General features: G+C 66.4%; 15 protein-coding genes. 14 read left to right on the top strand and 1 reads right to left on the bottom strand.

Translation table 11 applies throughout. The features are described from left to right. Positions 1-172: 172 nt before the first annotated feature. The gene (map, locus tag QT386_RS12085; RefSeq protein WP_289274022.1) at positions 173-952 is read right to left on the bottom strand and encodes a type I methionyl aminopeptidase; all 780 of its coding nucleotides are present in this window, start codon (positions 950-952) and stop codon (positions 173-175) included. Between the two features lie 161 nt (positions 953-1,113). On the opposite strand from map, the gene rpsB reads away from it, so the two are divergent. The 14 genes from rpsB to lpxB all read left to right on the top strand — a co-directional run bounded on the left by rpsB (position 1,114) and on the right by lpxB (position 15,393). Next, positions 1,114-1,953, top strand: a complete 840-nt coding sequence (rpsB, locus tag QT386_RS12090; protein WP_289274023.1) for a 30S ribosomal protein S2 — start codon at positions 1,114-1,116, stop codon at positions 1,951-1,953. Positions 1,954-1,980: 27 nt separating this feature from the next. After that, complete coding sequence (tsf, locus tag QT386_RS12095; RefSeq protein WP_289274024.1) at positions 1,981-3,030, top strand: translation elongation factor Ts; 1,050 nt, start codon at positions 1,981-1,983, stop codon at positions 3,028-3,030. Between the two features lie 95 nt (positions 3,031-3,125). Then, on the top strand, positions 3,126-3,851 hold the full coding sequence (gene pyrH, locus QT386_RS12100) for a UMP kinase (protein WP_301334277.1): 726 nt from the start codon (positions 3,126-3,128) through the stop codon (positions 3,849-3,851). Between the two features lie 29 nt (positions 3,852-3,880). Beyond that, entirely contained in the window at positions 3,881-4,438 is a 558-nt protein-coding gene (gene frr, locus QT386_RS12105) for a ribosome recycling factor (protein WP_289274026.1), read from the top strand. A 35-nt stretch (positions 4,439-4,473) separates the two neighbouring features. After that, entirely contained in the window at positions 4,474-5,193 is a 720-nt protein-coding gene (gene uppS / locus QT386_RS12110) for a polyprenyl diphosphate synthase (RefSeq protein ID WP_301334278.1), read from the top strand. A gap of 88 nt (positions 5,194-5,281) precedes the next feature. After that, complete coding sequence (locus QT386_RS12115; RefSeq protein WP_289274028.1) at positions 5,282-6,103, top strand: phosphatidate cytidylyltransferase; 822 nt, start codon at positions 5,282-5,284, stop codon at positions 6,101-6,103. A 267-nt stretch (positions 6,104-6,370) separates the two neighbouring features. After that, positions 6,371-7,570, top strand: coding sequence for a 1-deoxy-D-xylulose-5-phosphate reductoisomerase (gene dxr / locus QT386_RS12120; RefSeq protein WP_289274029.1), 1,200 nt, complete (start codon positions 6,371-6,373; stop codon positions 7,568-7,570). Beyond that, entirely contained in the window at positions 7,563-8,918 is a 1,356-nt protein-coding gene (rseP, locus tag QT386_RS12125; RefSeq protein ID WP_289274030.1) for an RIP metalloprotease RseP, read from the top strand. Before dxr ends, rseP begins: the two co-directional genes overlap by 8 nt. A 33-nt stretch (positions 8,919-8,951) precedes the next feature. After that, a complete protein-coding gene (gene bamA, locus QT386_RS12130) occupies positions 8,952-11,255 on the top strand; it encodes an outer membrane protein assembly factor BamA (RefSeq protein WP_289274031.1) in 2,304 nt (767 codons plus the stop codon). Positions 11,256-11,314: 59 nt separating this feature from the next. Further along, entirely contained in the window at positions 11,315-11,833 is a 519-nt protein-coding gene (locus QT386_RS12135) for an OmpH family outer membrane protein (protein WP_289274032.1), read from the top strand. A 118-nt stretch (positions 11,834-11,951) separates the two neighbouring features. After that, the gene (gene lpxD, locus QT386_RS12140) at positions 11,952-13,007 is read left to right on the top strand and encodes a UDP-3-O-(3-hydroxymyristoyl)glucosamine N-acyltransferase (RefSeq protein ID WP_289274033.1); all 1,056 of its coding nucleotides are present in this window, start codon (positions 11,952-11,954) and stop codon (positions 13,005-13,007) included. After that, on the top strand, positions 12,997-13,464 hold the full coding sequence (gene fabZ, locus QT386_RS12145) for a 3-hydroxyacyl-ACP dehydratase FabZ (protein WP_289274034.1): 468 nt from the start codon (positions 12,997-12,999) through the stop codon (positions 13,462-13,464). The genes lpxD and fabZ overlap by 11 nt, the downstream gene beginning before the upstream one ends. Continuing rightward, positions 13,461-14,243, top strand: coding sequence for an acyl-ACP--UDP-N-acetylglucosamine O-acyltransferase (gene lpxA / locus QT386_RS12150; RefSeq protein WP_289274035.1), 783 nt, complete (start codon positions 13,461-13,463; stop codon positions 14,241-14,243). The genes fabZ and lpxA overlap by 4 nt, the downstream gene beginning before the upstream one ends. 13 nt (positions 14,244-14,256) lie before the next feature. Beyond that, complete coding sequence (gene lpxB / locus QT386_RS12155) at positions 14,257-15,393, top strand: lipid-A-disaccharide synthase (protein WP_289274036.1); 1,137 nt, start codon at positions 14,257-14,259, stop codon at positions 15,391-15,393. The last annotated feature ends 8 nt before the right edge of the window (positions 15,394-15,401 follow it).

Below are 15,401 nucleotides of genomic sequence, written 5' to 3' on the forward strand. Positions count from 1 at the left end.
CGAGCAAGTCCATAGCCCCTCGCCCCTTGCGGGAGAGGGGAGGACCGTCCGCGGACGAGGGCATGGATGCCCGAGGTAGGGCAACGCAGGATCCAGTTGCCGGGCGGACGGTGGGCAGAGGGGGGCTCAGAGCACTGCAGAAGCGTGTCGGAGAGCTTTGCCTGCATACCCATCACATCTCTCCCCCGCGCAGGGTCAACACCTCGAAACCGGACTCGGTCACCAGCACGGTGTGCTCCCACTGGGCCGACAGCGAGTGGTCCTTGGTGACCACGGTCCAGCCGTCCGGCAGCAGCTTCACCTCGGCCCGGCCGGCGTTGACCATGGGCTCGATGGTGAAGGTCATGCCCGGCACCAGTTCCATGCCGGTGCCCGGCTTGCCGTAGTGCAACACCTGGGGATCCTCGTGGAAAATCCGGCCGATGCCGTGGCCGCAGTACTCGCGCACGATCGAGAAGCCGCGAGCCTCGGCGTACTTCTGGATGACGTGGCCGATGTCGCCCAGGCGGGCGCCGGGGCGCACCAGCTTGATGCCCTCGATCATGGCCTCGTGGGCGGTCTCGGCCAGGCGGCGCGCCAGGATGCTGGGCTCGCCGACATAGAACATCTGGCTGGTATCGCCGTGGAAGCCGTCCTTGATCACGGTGACGTCGATGTTGACCACGTCGCCCTTCTTCAGGACCTTGGGCCCGGGGATGCCGTGGCAGACCACGTGGTTGACCGACGTGCATACCGACTTGGGGAACGGCGGCCGGCCGGGGGCGGCGCCGTAGCCCAGCGGGGCGGGGACGTCGCCGGCCTTGACGATGTGGTCGTGACAGATCCTGTTGAGCTCGTCGGTGCTGACGCCGGGCTTCACGTAGGGGGCGATCATCTGCAGGACCTGCGCAGCGGCCAAGCCGGCTTCGCGCATCTTCTGCTGTTCTGCGAGGGACTTTATGGTGACGCCCATGGGGGCTGGCTACCGGAAATCTTTGAAATCAAAGGGGGGTTATGGTATAAAGCGCGCCCTTCAAAGGCAACGCAATCTATTGTAGCGCCTCTGAAAATCCACTCGCGCCCACTTGGGTGAGCCTTCACCGGGCGCGATTAGCCAAACCCAAGGAGAAGTACATGTCTAGCATCACCATGCGCCAGCTGCTGGAGGCCGGCGTTCATTTCGGCCACCGTACCCGTTACTGGAACCCGAAAATGGACGAGTTCATTTTCGGCGAGCGTAGCCGCATCCACATCATCAATCTCGAGCAGACCCTGCCGCTGCTCAAGGACGCCTGCAACTTCGCCGGCAAGCTGGCCGCCAACGGTGGCCGCATCCTGTTCGTCGGCACCAAGCGCGCTGCCCGCGAGGCCATCGAGGAAGAGGCCAAGCGCTGCGGCATGCCGTTCGTCTCCCAGCGCTGGCTGGGCGGCACGCTGACCAACTTCAAGACCGTCAAGGCCTCCATCAAGCGCCTGGTCGAGATGGAAAAGTCCGTCGAGGACGGCACCATCAACCGCCTGACCAAGAAGGAGCAGCTGACCTTCCAGCGCGAGCTCGAGAAGCTGCGCAAGTCGCTGGGCGGCATCAAGGAAATGCCGACCCTGCCGGACGGCCTGTTCATCATCGACACCGGCTACGAGAAGAACGCCGTGGCCGAAGCCCGCAAGCTCGGCATTCCGGTCATCGCCGTGGTCGACACCAACAATGACCCCTCGGGCATCGAGTGCGTGATCCCGGGCAACGACGACGCCACTCGCGCCATCCGCGTCTACACCCAGTGCGTGGCCGAAGCCATCATCGAGGCCCGCGGCGCCAACCCGATCCCGTTCCGCGAAGCCCCGCCGGAAGTGACCGAAGATCGTTCGGCCCCGAAGAAGCCGCGTGGCCCGCGCAAGCCCGGCTCCGGCGACCGTGACGGCGGCCGTGGCCGTGGCGGCCGTGGCCGTGGCGGCGCGACCCAGGCCGGCGAGTAAGCCGTAGACCCCCTCAAGAGACCACCCATGACGCAGATTACTGCTGCCCAGGTCAAGGAACTGCGCGAGCGCACCGGCGCCGGCATGTCCGATTGCAAGAAGGCCCTGGAAGCCACCGAGGGCAACATCGACGCCGCCGCCGAGAAGCTGCGCCTCGATGGCGCCGCCAAGGCTGACAAGAAGGCCGCCCGCACCGCCGCCGAGGGCGTCATCGCCCTGGCCAAGTCGGACGACACCGTGGTCCTGCTCGAGCTGAACAGCGAGACCGACTTCGTGGCCAAGGGCGAGGACTTCCGCGCCCTGGCCCGCGAGGCCGCCGAGCTGGTGCTCAAGCACCGCCCGGCCGACGTCGAAGCCCTCGGCCAGCTGTCGGCCGGCGGCGAGACCGTCGACCAGAAGCGCCGTGGTCTGATCGCCAAGATCGGCGAGAACATCACGCTGCGCCGCTTCGAGATCGTCTCCAAGGCCGGTGCCGACCTCGTCACCTACGTGCACCCGGGTGACAAGATCGCCGTGGCCCTGGCCCTGGACAAGGGCGAGGCCGAGCTGGCCAAGGACCTGGCGATGCACACCGCCGCCATGGCCCCGCGCTACCTGAGCGCCAGCGAGATCCCGGCCGAGGTGATCGAGGCCGAGCGCAAGGTGATCGACGCCACCGTCGCCCAGGAGCAGATCGACGCCAAGGCCGATGCCGAGAAGTACGGCGCCGCGCTGAAGGAAATGGACGGCGAGAAGCAGAATGGGCACTACGCCGGCCTGTCCGACGAGGACAAGAAGGCCTGGGACGACGAGTACGCGGCGGTCAAGAAGAAGTTCGGCGGCGGCTTCAAGCCCAAGCCGGCCGAGATCCTGGCCAAGATGGTCGATGGCAAGGTCGCCAAGTTCAAGGCCGAGCTGACCCTGCTGGGCCAGCCGTTCGTCAAGGCGCCCAACGGCGAGTCGGTCGAGAAGATCCTGGCCGACAAGAAGGCTGCCGTGGCCCGCTTCGTCCGCTACGCCGTAGGCGAGGGCATCGAGAAGAAGAAGGAAGACTTCGCCGCCGAAGTCGCCGCGACCCAGGCCAGCCTCACCGCCTGATTTGCGCTAAAATCGGTAACAGTTGTGAACGAGACCCCGGCAACGGGGTCTCTTTTTATATAAAATCAGTAAAATCCGACAGATAGAGCCTGCCCATGTCCGCTCAGCCCGCGTACAAGAGAATCTTGCTGAAACTGTCTGGCGAAGCCCTGATGGGCGAACTGGGTTTCGGCATCGCCCCCCCGGTAACCGCCTTCCTGGCCAATGAAATCAAGGCCGTGGTCGAGGCCGGGGTGCAGGTGGCCCTGGTCGTCGGCGGCGGCAACATCTTCCGCGGCGAGCCCCTGGCGAAGGCCGGCATGGATCGCATCACGGGCGACCAGATGGGCATGTTGGCCACGGTGATCAACGCCCTGGCCCTGCAGGACGCCATCGAGCGCACCACTGGCCTGCAGGCGCGCGTGCAATCTGCCATCCGCATCAACGAGGTCTGCGAGGACTTCATCCGCCGCAAGGCCATGCGCCACCTGGAAAAGGGCCGCGTCGTGGTGTTTGCCGCAGGCACCGGCAATCCCTTCTTCACCACCGACTCCGCCGCCGCCCTACGCGCCGTCGAGATCGGCGCGGACCTGCTGCTGAAGGCCACCAAGGTCGATGGCATCTACACCGCCGACCCCAAGAAGGACCCGTCGGCCAAGAAGTACGACACAGTAACCTATGAAGAGGCCCTGAACCGCCGCCTGGGTGTGATGGATCAGACCGCCATGGTGCTGTGCCGCGACAACAAGATGAAACTCTGCGTCTACGACATGGACCGTCCCGGTGCGCTGATGAATATCGTCATGGGCGACCGCAGCATCGGCACCTACGTCGACGCCTGAAACCAGACAAAGAAACCCGGGAGACCGCGATGACCACCGAAATCAAGAACGACGCCAGCCAGCGCATGCAGAAGTGCCTGGACACGCTGAAGACCGAACTGGCCAAGCTGCGCACCGGCCGCGCCAGTGCCGCGATCCTCGACCATGTCCGCGTCGACTACTACGGTTCCCCGGTGCCGCTCTCGCAGGTCGCCAGCGTGGTGGTGGAAGACGCCCGCACGATCACCATCACGCCCTGGGAGAAGCCCATGGTCGCGGCGATCGAGAAGGCGATCATGACCTCGGACCTGGGCCTGAACCCGAACACCGCCGGCCAGACCATCCGCATCAACATGCCGCCCCTGACCGAGGAGCGCCGCCGCGATCTGGCCAAGGTGGTGAAGACCGAGGCCGAGGGCGCCAAGGTGGCGATCCGCAACGTGCGCCGCGACGCCAACCAGGCGATCAAGGACCAGGAAAAGGCCAAGAAGATCACCGCCGACGACGTCAAGCGCGGCGAGACCGAGATCCAGAAGCTGACCGACCAGTTCGTCGCCAAGGTCGACGAAGCGGGCGCCGCCAAGGAAAAGGAACTGATGTCGATGTAATCCGGTCTTCCGGATTGCCTGACTTCCCCGGTTCCATGACTCGAGACGCCCCCCCGTTGCCGCAGGAGCCCTTGCCCCGGCATGTCGCCATCGTCATGGACGGCAATGGGCGCTGGGCGCAGCAGCGCGGACAGCCGCGTGCCATGGGGCACCGCGCCGGAGTCAAGGTGGTGCGTCGCATCCTGCGCGCCGCCCACATCTCAGGCGTCGAGGCGCTGACCTTGTTCGCGTTCTCCCAGGAGAACTGGAAGCGGCCGGAACTCGAGGTGAAGCTGCTGCTGCAGCTGTTCGTGCGCACCCTGGGACGCGAGCTCGATGCCATGCATCGCAACGGTGTGCGCATCCGCTTCATCGGCGACCGCGGCAGCTTCCCTGAGCTGCTGCAGGGGGAGATGCGGCGGGCCGAGGCCCTCACCGCCGCCAACACCGGCGTGAAGCTGTCGATCGCGGTGGGCTACGGCGGGCAGTGGGACATCGTGCAGGCCGCCCAGGCCTTGGCGGCAGCCGGCGAGCCGATCACCGCCGAGGGCATCGAGGCGCGGCTGCAGACCGCCGGCCTGCCCGAGCCGGACCTGATGATCCGTACCGGCGGCGAGCAGCGCATCAGCAATTTCCTGCTGTGGCAGCTGGCCTATACCGAGCTGTATTTCAGCGATGTGCTGTGGCCGGATTTCGGCGAGGCCGAGTTCCGGCAGGCGCTGGACTGGTATGCCGGGCGCGAGCGCCGTTTCGGACGCGTGCCGGAGTCCGCCTGAACCGTAGTAGTTTCCTGTCTTAAGTGACAAACTGCGGCATCGCGCCGCGCGCCCACCTTATTCCCGACGCCCCCGAACACCGCCCGCCATGCTCGCCCAGCGCGTCGCCACTGCTCTCGTCCTGCTGCCGCTGCTGCTGGCGCTGGTCTGGTACGCACCCACATCCGGTCTTTATGGCGTGCTGGCCCTGGTAGGCCTGCTGATGGCCTGGGAGTGGACGGGCCTGATGGGCTGGGCGGCCAAGGCCCGGCGCTGGGCCTATACCGTGGTCTGCGGCCTGCTGCTGGCCCTGGCCTGGCTGGTACCGGGACGTGACGCCCTGCTGCCCTGGCTGCTGGCCGCGGCGGTGCTCTGGTGGATCTACGCGGTCAGCCTGTTCCGCGGGTTCCCAGGCAACCTCGGCAAGCAGCAGACCTCCGGCCTGCCGATGGCCCTGCTGGGCCTGCTGCTGACCGTTTCTACCCTGCTGTCGCTGGCCTATCTGCACGGCCTGCCGGGGGGCGTATGGAAGCTGGGCTACTCGCTGTTCATCGTGTTCATCGCGGATACCGGCGCCTATTTCGCCGGCCGGGCTTTCGGCAGGCACAAGCTGGCACCGAACATCTCTCCCGGCAAGACCGTGGAGGGCGCCGCGGGCGGCCTGCTGGCGACCGCGGTCTGGGCGCTGACGGCAGGTGTGCATGTCTTCAAGGCCGAGGGCGCCCAGGTCGCGCTGCTGCTCGGACTGACCCTGGTGGTCGCCGTTGCCTCCATCATAGGCGACCTCACCGAGTCGATGTTCAAGCGCGTCGCCGGCATCAAGGACAGCGGCAACATCCTGCCCGGCCATGGCGGCATCCTCGACCGCGTCGACAGCATCCTCGCCGCGGCGCCGGTGATGGTGCTGGGCCTCTACCTGACGGGACTCTAGGACCTGCTAACGCCATGAACGTCGCTGTGATGCCACCAGATTTTTCGCCAGGCAAGGCGCGAGGAGGGCGTTGGGTGGGCCCCAGCAACCGACGAGTAACACAACGTGGCGAAAACTCTGGTGGCACCCGGAGGGCGGGACTGTTTTGGCGCATGGCGTCGTCCCACCCCGCTCATGTACGTTCAGTACACCGCGCGCGCCGGGACATAGCCCTGCGCCAAAACGGTCTCCGTCACAGCGACGTTCATGGCGTTAGCAGGTCCTAGGATGCAAAACCTGGTCGTCCTGGGCGCCACCGGCACGATCGGGCGCAACACGCTGGACGTTGCGGCACGCCATGCCGACAAGCTGCAGGTCCTGGGGCTCTCCGCCCAACGCGATGCCGAGGGCCTGTTCGAGCTCTGCCGCCAGCATCGGCCCCGCTTCGCCGTGCTGGCCGACCCCGTTGCCGCCGAGCGCCTGCGCGGCCTCTGCCGCGAGGCTGGCTTGGCCTGCGAGGTTGCGGCTGGTGCCGAAGCCATTTGTGAACTGGCCGCCCACCCCGAGGCGGGCCAGGTGATGTCCGCCATCGTCGGCGCCGCCGGCCTGCTGCCGACCCTGGCTGCGGTGCGTGCCGGCAAGCGCGTGCTGATCGCCAACAAGGAACCGCTGGTGATGGCCGGGGCCCTGCTGATGGCCGAGGCAGCCCGCCACGGCGCGTCCCTGATCCCGATCGACTCCGAGCACAACGCCATCTTCCAGTGCCTGCCGGCGCCGGCGCGCTGCGGCGAGACGCCCAGGGGTGTCAGCCGGCTGATCCTGACCGCCTCGGGCGGGCCGTTCCGCGAGACCCCGCTGGCGGAGCTGGATGCCGTGACGCCACAGCAGGCCGTACGCCATCCCAACTGGGTGATGGGCCAGAAGATTTCGGTGGACTCGGCCACCATGATGAACAAGGGCCTGGAGCTGATCGAGGCCGCCGTGCTGTACCGCCTGCCAGCCGAACGGCTGGAGGTGGTGATCCACCCGGAAAGCGCGATCCACTCGATCGTCGAGTACGTGGACGGCTCCATGCTGGCCCAGCTGGGCCAGCCCGACATGCGCGTGCCGATCGCCCATGCCCTGGCCTGGCCGGAGCGCTGGGAGTCCGGTGTCGGCGGGCTGGACTTGGCCGCCCTGGGGCGCTTCCGCTTCGAGGCCCCCGACGAACGCCGCTTTCCCTGCCTGCGCCTGGCACGCTTCGCGCTGAAGCAGGGCGGGGCGCTGCCGAATGCATTGAACGCGGCGAACGAAGTCGCTGTCGAAGCGTTCCTGCAGCATCGGCTGAACTATCCGGGGATCCCCGCAGTGATCGAAGAGGTGATGGACGCCGCCGTCGGCCGACAGGCCGGAGACGACCTGGAGGGCATCCTGGCGCTGGACGCCTGGGCCCGCGGCTTGGCCGAGACGGCCGTTGCGGAACGTGGCCGGAGCCTGCGGCATGCCTGATATCGTCTGGTCAATTGGCGGGTTCATCCTGGCGATCGGCATCCTGGTCGCCTTCCATGAGTTTGGCCACTACTGGGTGGCGCGCCGCTGCGGCGTCAAGGTGCTGCGCTTCTCGATCGGCTTCGGCCGTCGCATCTGGAGCCGTACCTCCCGCGACGGCGTGGAATGGACCCTGTCCGCCATCCCGCTGGGTGGCTACGTCAAGATGCTCGACGAGCGCGAAGGCCCCGTTCCGGCGGAGCTGCGCGGGCAGGCCTTCAACAACGCCACGGTGGGGAAGCGCTTCCTGATCGTGGCGGCAGGGCCGGTCTTCAATTTCCTGCTGGCCATCGCCTTCTATTGGCTGGTCCTGATGCTGGGCATCCAGAGCATCAAGCCAATGATCGCCGCCCCGGCCGAGAAGTCCGCTGCGGCCCTGGCCGGCCTGCGGGAGGGTGAACAGGTCATCGAGGTGGATGGCGAGGCGACCCCCACCTGGATCGATCTGCGCACCGAACTGCTGGACCAGGCCCTGGGCGGCGGCATTCTGCCGCTGCGGGTCCAGGCCGCGGACGGCAGCCAGCGCAGCGTCCAGCTCGACCTGGGCCAGGTGCGGGTGGATCCGGAATACGTGTTCGCCGACTTGGGCCTGGAGCCTTACGAGCCGCCGATCCCGCCAGTCGTGGCGCGGCTGGTCCCCGGTGGTTCGGCCGAGGCTGCCGGCCTCAAGGCCGGGGATCATATCGTCAGCCTCGATGGCCAGCCGATTTCCGACCGCAAGCAGATGATCGCCTGGCTCAGTGCCCGGCCCGAACAGGTAGTCAAGGTCGGCGTGCACCGCGGTTCCGAGACCCTGGAGCTGCCGGCGATCGTCACCCGTGTCGAAGAGGGTGGGCGGGTCATCGGGCGCATCGGCGTGGAGATAGCAGCCTCCCCCGATCTGTGGCAGGATTTGCGCGCCGAAAGCCGGCGCGGACCCCTTGAGGCCGTGCCGGGTGCCGTCGAGCAAACCTGGCGCATGTCCGCGCTGACGCTGAAAATGCTGTGGCGCATGGTGCTCGGCGACGTGTCGGTAAAGAACGTCAGCGGTCCCATCCAGATCGCCCAGGTGGCCGGGTACTCTGCCCAGGTCGGTCTCGTATCCTTCCTGAGCTTCCTGGCGGTGGTGAGCGTCAGCCTTGGCGTGCTCAATCTGCTGCCGGTGCCGCTGCTCGATGGCGGGCACCTGCTGTTTTACGGGATCGAGGCGATCAAGGGATCGCCGCTGTCCGAGAGGGCACAGGAGGCGGGCCAGCGAGTGGGCCTGACCTTCCTGGTGATGTTGATGGGGTTGGCGTTCTACAACGATGTGATGCGCCTGCTGAATTGAACTGCGGCACCGACTAAAAAAGAAACCAGATCAGTGAAACCGCTGAGAACGAAGAAAACGGCGCTGGCCAGCGCTATCGCGGCGCTCGTGTTGGCGGGCCAGGCCCATGCCTTCCAGCCTTTCACGATCAAGGAAATCCGGGCCGACGGACTGGAGCGCCTCGAGATCGGGACGATCCTGACCTACATGCCGCTGTCGGTCGGAGACGAACTCAACGACGCCACCTCGCGCCAGGCGATCCGCTCGCTGTACGGCTCCGGCCTGTTCCAGGACGTGCAGCTGCAGCGTGACGGCGACGCCTTGGTGATCGTGATCAAGGAGCGCCCCTCCATCACCAGCTTCACGATCGAGGGCAATGAGAAGATCGGCGGCGACGACCTCAAGAAGTCGCTGAAGGACCTGGGCCTGGCAGAAGGCGAGCTGTTCAAGCGCGAGCTGCTCGACGGCGTCGAGCAGGAACTGCGCCGCCAGTACTACGCCAACGGCTACTACGACGTCGACATCAAGGCCAAGGTCACCGAGGAAGAGGGTAACCGCGTCAGCATCAAGATTGACGTGGTCGAGGGCAAGGTCACCCGCATCAAGGACATCAACCTGCTGGGTAACAAGGCCTTCGAGACCGCCGAGCTGCTCAAGCAGTTCAGCCTCGAGGGCACCCATTGGATGCCCTTCCAGAGCAGCGACAAATACTCCAAGCAGAAGCTGGTCGGCGACCTGGAAAAGCTGCAGTCCTACTACCAGGACCGTGGCTACCTCAAGGCCAACGTCTCCTCCGTGCAGGTGGCGCTGACGCCTGAGAAGGACTCGATCTACATCACCGTGAACCTGGAAGAGGGCGAGATCTACAAGATCAAGGATCGCCGCTTCTCGGGCGAGACCATCCTCAACGAGCAGTTCCTCAACGCCCTGGTCACCACCAAGGCAGGCGACATCTTCTCGCGCAAGGAAGCCACCGACAGCGCCAATCGCATCGAGGCCGCGTTGTCCGACATCGGCTACGCCTTCGCCGAGGTCAATCCGGTCCCCGAGGTGGAAGAAGGCAGCCGGCTGGTCAGCCTCAACTACGTCGTGCAGCCCGGCAAGCGCGCCTACGTGCGTCGTATCGGCTTCAGCGGCAATCTCGGCACCAACGACGAGACCCTGCGTCGCGAGATGCGCCAGCTCGAAGCGGCCCCGTTCTCCAAGAGCGCGGTCGAGCGTTCGCGCGTGCGTCTGGCGCGCCTGCCGTTCATCGAGGACGTCGAGGTCGATACGCGCCCGGTGGCCGGTTCCGACGACCTGGTCGACATCCAGTTCAAGGTCAAGGAACGCCCGCCCGGATCGGTGCAGTTCGGCGTCGGCTATTCCGGCGCGCAGGGCTTCCTGATCACCGGAAGCCTGACGCACACCAACTTCCTGGGTACCGGCAACCGCGTCGAGGTCTCTGCGGAGAACAACTCGATCTCCAAGGCCCTGAGCCTGTCCTGGACCGATCCCTACTTCACCGCCGACGGCATCAGCCAGACGGTGTCGGCGTTCTACCGCAGTTCCGAGTCGGTGATCCGCTACAGCTCGGGCTTCAACACCAACGTGCTGGGCCTCAACCTGACCTACGGCATCCCGCTGTCGGAGTTCATGACCCTGCGCGCGGGCTTCGGCCTGGACGAAACCTCGATCGAGACCTTCGCGGGTTCCTCGTCGGACGAAGTGCTGCAATTCGTGATCGAGAACGGCACGCGCTTCCTCAACTACTCGTTCCGCACCGGCATCACCTACGACACGCGCAACCGCACCTTCTTCGCGGACCGCGGCTCGCTGCACTCCCTGAGCTTCGACCTCGGCATGCCGGGCAGCGACATCGAGTTCTACAACGTCAGCTACCGCGGCCAGCAGTACGTGCCGATCTACAAGGGCCTGTTCCTGGAAATGAACGGCTCCATCGGCCTGGTGGATACCTACAGTAACGACCAGGAAGTCCCGCCCTACGAGCACTTCTTCGCCGGTGGCCCGCGCACGGTGCGCGGCTACCGCGACGGCTCGCTGGGCCCGCGCGATACGCCATTCGATAACCCGTACGGCGGCAAGTTCCGCACCACGGCGCAGAACAATCTGATCATCCCGCTGCCGATCGCCAGTGACGGCAAGTCGACGCGACTGAACCTGTTCTTCGACGTCGGCCAGGTATTTGCCCAGCCCGGCGACTTCGATACCTCCAGCCTGCGCCAGTCCGCCGGTATCGCGTTCTCCTGGTTCACGCCGTTCCTCGGCCTGCTGGACCTGAGCTACGCCTTCCCGCTCAACGACGAGCAGGGCGACGAGGTGGACCGCTTCCAGATCCGCTTCGGCGGCGGCTTCTAATAGCAACAGATTCTCCTGTCACCATTACTCCATTCATAGACGGAACACCGAGATCCAACATGCGTAACTTCACCCGAATCATCAGCGTCATGGCCCTGGCTTCCGCAGCGGTGCTCGCCGTCCCGGCGATGGCCGCCGATGGCAAGGTTCTCAGCATCCGCGCCGCAGAGCTGGTGCAGCAGTCGCCGCAGTTCAAGGCCGGAGCCGACAAGATCAAGGCGGAATTCGACCGCCGCAAGAACGAACTCGAAGCTGAAGCCAAGCGCTTCGTCGACGATGCCGAGAAGTTCAAGAAGGAGCGCGACGTGCTCTCCGCCGCCGATGCCTCCAAGCGTGAGAAGGACCTGACCACGCGCCAGCTCGACCTGCAGTACAAGCAGCGCCAGTTCCAGGAAGACTTCGCCAACCGTGACCGCCAGCTGACCACCGAGATGATGGCCAAGATCAAGGGCGTGATCGTGCAGGTGGCCAAGGAGAAGGGCGCCGACGTGGTCGTGCAGGACCCGATCTTCGCCGCCGATTCGGTGGACATCACCGCCGAGGTGCTGAAGCGCCTGCAGGCTGGCGGCGGCAAGTAAACACTTGTTTTTCAAGGACGGCCCGCGGCTTGCCGCGGGCCGTTTTTCGTTGAGGCCCACGTTCGACCACGGGCCCCGGGAGGGGGCGTAGGCCCTCTGGACCTGCGATAATCGCCGCATGACCACGTATAGCCTGGCCGACCTGGCCGCAAGATTCGGTCTGGAACTCAAGGGGGAGGGCGGCACGCTCATCGAGGGCGTCTGCTCGCTGGATCCCGGCAAGCCGGGCTGCATCGGCTTCCTGTCCAACCCCAAGTTCCGCACCCAGCTGGCGGGTACCCGCGCCGCCGCCGTCATCGTCGGCCCGCGCGATGCCGCGTCGCTGACCACCCCTGGGCTCGTCGCCAAGGACCCCTACCTGGCGTACGCGCGCCTGGCCGTGCTGTTCGATCCGGACCGCGAATTCGTGCCCGGTATCCAAGCCGGCGCCCAGGTATCGCCCCAGGCCAGGCTCGCGGCCGGCGTCCATGTCGGCTACAACGCGGTGGTCGAAGCCGGCGCCGAGCTGGGCGAGGGTGCCTACATCGGGCCCGGCTGCATCGTCGGCCGCGATGCCGTGATCGGCCCCGGCACCCGCCTGGTGGCGCAAGTCCATATCGGCGCACGAGTGCGTATCGGCGGTCGCTGCACGCTGCAGCCGGGCGCCGTGGTCGGCTCTCGCGGCTTCGGCAATGCCCGCGGCCCCAACGGTTGGGAAGAGGTGCCGCAGCTCGGCACGGTCGTCATCGGCGACAATGTCGAGATCGGCGCCAACACCTGCATCGACCGCGGCGCGATCGAGGATACGGTTATCGAGGACGGCGTGCGCCTCGACAACCTGATCATGATTGCCCACAACTGCCGCATCGGCCGCGACACTGCCATCGCCGCCTGCACCGGCATCGCCGGCAGCACCACGGTGGGCGCACGCTGCCTGATCGGAGGCGCCGTGGGCATGGCCGGGCACATCACCATCGCCGACGACGTCGTCATCCTCGGCCGCGGCATGGTCACCAATTCCATCACCGAAAAGGGCGTCTACGGCTCTGGCCTGCCGCTCAGCGACGCTCGCGAATGGCGCAAGACGGTGGCACGCATCCGGCGCCTGGCGCGCCTTGAGGAGCGGTTGCGCGAGGTCGAGCGCCACCTGCAACTCGCCCCCCGGGAACAGGACAATGAATCCAGTGAATCTTGATATCCGCGAAATCCTCAAGCTGCTGCCGCACCGCTATCCCTTCCTGTTGGTGGATCGCGTGCTGTCGGTGGATGCCGAGGCCGGCACCCTGGTGGCCTTGAAGAACGTCACCTACAACGAGAACTTCTTCCCGGGCCATTTCCCGGGCCTGCCGACCATGCCTGGCGTACTGCAGCTGGAAGCGATGGCCCAGGCTTGCGGCCTGCTGGCCGTGATGAAGTCCGGCCTGCGCTGCGACTCCGGCTACATCCTGTACTTCGCCGGCATCGACAACTGCCGCTTCAAGCGCCCGGTGGTGCCAGGCGACCAGTTGACCTTCCACATCCGCCTGGACAAGCACAAGCGTGACCTGTGGAAATTCTGCGCCCAGGCCAAGGTCGGCGACGAACTGGCCTGCGAGGCCGACATGATCTGCGTGCTGAAGAATGCCGGCCGCGATACCGGGAGCGATCGATGACCTCGAAAATCCATCCCACCGCCATCGTCGATGCCGATGCGCGGCTGCACCCTTCCGTCGAAGTCGGTCCCTACACGGTCATCGGGCCGGGCGTGGAGATCGGCGAGAACACCTGGATCGGCCCGCACGTGGTGCTCCGCGGCCCGCTGAAGATCGGCCGCGACAACCGCATCTTCCAGTTCAGCTCCATCGGCGAGATCTCGCAGGACAAGACGGCCCGCTACGAAGATGCCACCTCGGTGGAGATCGGCAACGGCAACACCATCCGCGAGTATGTGACGATCCAGCGCGGCACGCTGAAGGATACCGGGGTCACCCGCGTCGGCAACGACAACTGGATCATGGCCAACGTCCACATCGCGCATGACTGCGTGGTGGGCTCGCACACCATCCTGGCCAACGGCACCACTCTGGCCGGGCACATCACCATCGAGGACTATGCCGGCCTCGGCGGCTACACACTGGTACACCAGTTCTGCCGCATCGGCGCCCACGCCTTCACCGGCGGCGGTACCGTGGTGCTGCGCGACCTGCCGCCCTTCGTCATCGCCGAGGGCCAGCCGGCCCGTCCGCGTGGCATCAACAGCGAGGGCCTCAAGCGGCGCGGCTTCACCGCCGAGCAGATCGACCAGATCAAGGACGCCTACAAGCTGATCTACATGTCCGGCGCGATCATGGCCGAGGTCAAGGAAAAGCTCGCCGAGATGGCGAAGACCTCCGAGCATGCCGGCCAGACGCTGCACTTCATCGAAACCTCCAAGCGTTCGCTGTCGCGCTAGGGTCGTGTCGCCGATGCGTATCGCGCTGGTGGCAGGCGAACTGTCCGGGGACATCCTCGGCGCCGCCATCGTTCGCTCCCTGAAGCAGCGCTATCCGCAGGCGCAGATCTACGGCGTCACCGGCCCACGCATGGAGGCGGCCGGTTGCCAGGGCATCGCTTCCATCGACGTGCTGTCGGTGATGGGGATCGCCGAGGTGATCCCGGCGCTGCCGCGGCTGTTCCGCCTGCGCGCGGAACTGCTACGCCGATTCCTGCAGGACCGCCCGGACGTGGTGATCGGCATCGATGCCCCGGATTTCAATCTGGGCCTGGAGCGCCGTCTGCGCGAGCGAGGCCTGAAGACCGTGCACGTGGTCAGCCCCTCGGTCTGGGCATGGCGGCAGGGGCGGGTGAAGACCATCGCCCGTTCGGTGGACCGCATGCTATGCCTGTTCCCCTTCGAGCCGAAGTTCTACGCCGAGCATGGCGTGCCGGCCGACTACATCGGCCATCCGCTGGCCGATGAGCTGGATGACGCCGTGACGCCGGCGGCGGCGCGCGCCGATCTCGGCCTGCCGGCGGCCGGCCCGCTGGTGGCGATCCTCCCCGGCAGTCGCGGTTCCGAACTCAAGTACCTGGGCGAGCCCTTCGCGCAGGCGGCCAGGCTGCTGGCGCAGCAGCACCCCGGTATCCGCTTCGTCACGCCGGTGGCCAAGCCCAAGCTGCGTGCGGGTCTGGAGCAGGTGATCCGGGAGCATGCCCCTGGGCTGGATTGGACCGTGGTCGAAGGCCGTTCGCGCGAATGCATGCGCGCCGCCGACACGGTGCTGCTGGCTTCGGGTACCGCCACGCTGGAATGCCTGCTGCTGGGCCGGCCGATGGTGGTGGCCTACCGGGGCTCGCCGCTCACCGCCTGGCTGATGCTCAAGGCCGGCCTGCTCAAGACGCGCTACGTCAGCCTGCCCAACCTGCTGTCGGCCGAAGCGACCGTCACCGAACTGTTGCAAGACGCCGCCACGCCGGAGCGCATGGCCGAGGAAGTCAGCCTGCTGCTGGCGGATGGCGAACCGCGCCGCCGCCAACTGGCGCAGTTCCACGCCGTGCGCACGGAACTGCGCCGCGACGCCGCCGGGCGAGCGGCCGACGCCATTGCCGGACTGCTGGCCTAGAATCGACG

It is taken from the genome of Solimonas sp. SE-A11 (assembly GCF_030345715.1).
Lineage (GTDB): Bacteria > Pseudomonadota > Gammaproteobacteria > Nevskiales > Nevskiaceae > Solimonas_A.

Bases quoted from the DNA above. Each gene is read 5' to 3' on its own strand.
- dxr (WP_289274029.1), top strand. From the start codon at position 6,371: ATGCAAAACCTGGTCGTCCTGGGCGCCACCGGCACGATCGGGCGCAAC.
- lpxA (WP_289274035.1), top strand. From the start codon at position 13,461: ATGACCTCGAAAATCCATCCCACCGCCATCGTCGATGCCGATGCGCGG.
- pyrH (WP_301334277.1), top strand. From the start codon at position 3,126: ATGTCCGCTCAGCCCGCGTACAAGAGAATCTTGCTGAAACTGTCTGGC.
- map (WP_289274022.1), bottom strand. From the start codon at position 952: ATGGGCGTCACCATAAAGTCCCTCGCAGAACAGCAGAAGATGCGCGAA.
- frr (WP_289274026.1), top strand. From the start codon at position 3,881: ATGACCACCGAAATCAAGAACGACGCCAGCCAGCGCATGCAGAAGTGC.
- lpxD (WP_289274033.1), top strand. From the start codon at position 11,952: ATGACCACGTATAGCCTGGCCGACCTGGCCGCAAGATTCGGTCTGGAA.
- rseP (WP_289274030.1), top strand. From the start codon at position 7,563: ATGCCTGATATCGTCTGGTCAATTGGCGGGTTCATCCTGGCGATCGGC.
- rpsB (WP_289274023.1), top strand. From the start codon at position 1,114: ATGTCTAGCATCACCATGCGCCAGCTGCTGGAGGCCGGCGTTCATTTC.
- QT386_RS12115 (WP_289274028.1), top strand. From the start codon at position 5,282: ATGCTCGCCCAGCGCGTCGCCACTGCTCTCGTCCTGCTGCCGCTGCTG.
- uppS (WP_301334278.1), top strand. From the start codon at position 4,474: ATGACTCGAGACGCCCCCCCGTTGCCGCAGGAGCCCTTGCCCCGGCAT.
- tsf (WP_289274024.1), top strand. From the start codon at position 1,981: ATGACGCAGATTACTGCTGCCCAGGTCAAGGAACTGCGCGAGCGCACC.
- QT386_RS12135 (WP_289274032.1), top strand. From the start codon at position 11,315: ATGCGTAACTTCACCCGAATCATCAGCGTCATGGCCCTGGCTTCCGCA.
- lpxB (WP_289274036.1), top strand. From the start codon at position 14,257: ATGCGTATCGCGCTGGTGGCAGGCGAACTGTCCGGGGACATCCTCGGC.